We start from the raw sequence: 1,490 nt of genomic DNA on the forward strand, positions 1-1,490 counted from the left end.
GACCCGGCGGGCAACACCGCCAATGGCTCAGACAGCGCGGTACTGGATGTCGGCAGCACGGCGCCGGGCACGCCTGTGGTCACCATCACCGAAGATGCCGACAACGACGGCTACATCAATGATGCCGAACTGGTGGGTCAGGTGAACATCACCGTGGCCCTGACCGGCGGCACCGCCGTGGGCGACACCCTTGTGGTCACCGACCAGGATGGCACGGTCATCTTCTCCGGTCCGGTGACGCAGGACATGCTGGACAATGGCCTTGACCTGGCGATTGATGCACCAGCCAGTGGCACCAATCTGGTGGTCACCGCCACCGTCACCGATGCGGCGGGCAACACCGCCAATGGCAGTGACAGTGCGATACTGGATACCAGTGGCGGCAACCCGAATCTGGGCGCGCCGACCCTGACCATTGATGAAGATGCCAACAATGATGGCTACATCAATGACGACGAGCTGGATGGCGACATCAACTACAGCGTGACGTTGGGTGAAGGCACCGAAGTGGGTGACACCATCGTTATCACCGACCAGGATGGCAATGAGGTGTACAGCGCCACCATTACCCAGGACATGCTGGACAATGGCCTGTCGCTGACGCTGACCCCTCCAGCCACTGGCACCGGCCTGACCCTGACGGCTACCGTGACCGACACCAGTGGCAACACTGCCACCGGCAGTGACTCCGCCACCCTGGATTACGGCGAGGGCACCGGCGCACCGGCTGCGCCGACCGTCGAGATTACCGAAGATGCCAACGATGATGGTTACATCAACGATGGCGAGCTCAGCGGCGAGGTGGATATCACCATCACCCTGGGCGCCGGTACCGCCGTGGGTGACACCATTGTGGTCACCGACCAGGATGGCAACACCCTGTTCTCCGGCCCTGTGACCCAGGACATGCTGGACAATGGCCTTGACCTGTCTGTGGCTGCGCCAGCGACCGGCACCACCCTGGAGATTACCGCCACCATTACCGACCCTGCGGGTAACACCGCTGAGGGCTCTGACTCGGCTACCCTGGATTACGGCACAGGCACCGGCGCACCGGCGTCGCCAACGGTGGTGATTGATGAGGATGCCAACAACGACGGCTACATCAATAGCGCTGAGCTCGATGGTGACATCAACATCACCGTCACCCTGGGTGCAGGCACCGCGGTGGGCGATACCCTGGTGGTCACCGACCAGGATGGCAATGCACTGTTTAACGGCACCGTGACTCAGGACATGCTGGACAACGGCGTGCCGGTCACCATGACCGCGCCAGCCACCGGCACCACCATTACCGTGACGGCCACCGTCACTGACCCGGCGGGCAACACCGCCAACGGCAGTGATGCGGCCACCCTGGATTACGGCACCGGCACCGGCGCCCCGGCGGCGCCGACGGTCGAGATTACCGAAGATGCCAACGATGATGGTTACATCAACGATGACGAGCTGGACGGTCAGGTGGACATCACCATCACCCTGGGCGCGGG

1 pseudogene is annotated in these 1,490 nt (G+C 63.0%); it reads left to right on the forward strand.

Going from position 1 to position 1,490, the window contains the following annotated elements:
* Positions 1 to 1,490 (forward strand): annotated as a pseudogene (locus GMA8713_RS27850) (hypothetical protein); the annotation flags it as partial.

The organism is Grimontia marina (assembly GCF_900060185.1).
In the GTDB taxonomy this organism is placed as follows: domain Bacteria; phylum Pseudomonadota; class Gammaproteobacteria; order Enterobacterales; family Vibrionaceae; genus Enterovibrio; species Enterovibrio marinus.